1 pseudogene is annotated in these 504 nt (G+C 65.1%); it reads left to right on the top strand.

Going from position 1 to position 504, the window contains the following annotated elements:
* Positions 1-504: pseudogene (locus F8N80_RS31030) on the top strand (two-component sensor histidine kinase); the annotation flags it as partial.

The following is a 504-nucleotide window of genomic DNA, read 5'->3' on the forward strand; positions in this document are numbered from 1 at the left end:
GAACACCATGCTCGGCAATCTGCAAACCGACGTCTCGACCTCGATTGCGATCCTTGATCGCCTGCCTGCCGAAGAGCGTCCTGCCTGGCTCGAGCGTCTGGCGCGAAAAAATTATGGCTACCTGCTGAGCGAAGGTGAACCGGGCACGCCGATCGAGGCCGGGGATGTCCCGGTGGCCGTTACCTCGATCACCGAAGCCATTGGTGAGCGCTATCCGCTGACCTTCACCGACATTCCCGGGCCGAAGAAACACTTTCAGGGCCATCTGCGCCGGAGCGACGGCGGCCCGGTGACCATCGACGTGCGCCCCGCCATGGTGCCGTTGTCACCGTGGTTGCCGGCGGTCCTGCTCGGCCAACTGGCGCTGATGATCGCCTGCACCTGGCTGGCCGGACGCATTGCGGTCCGCCCGTTGACCCGGCTGGCCGACGCCGTGGAAACCCTCGACCCCAACGCCCACCCGATCAACCTCGACGAAAGCGGCCCGAACGAAGTGATCTACGC

The sequence above is a fragment of the Pseudomonas fluorescens genome, from assembly GCF_902497995.1.
Classification (GTDB): Bacteria; Pseudomonadota; Gammaproteobacteria; order Pseudomonadales; family Pseudomonadaceae; genus Aquipseudomonas; species Aquipseudomonas fluorescens_BK.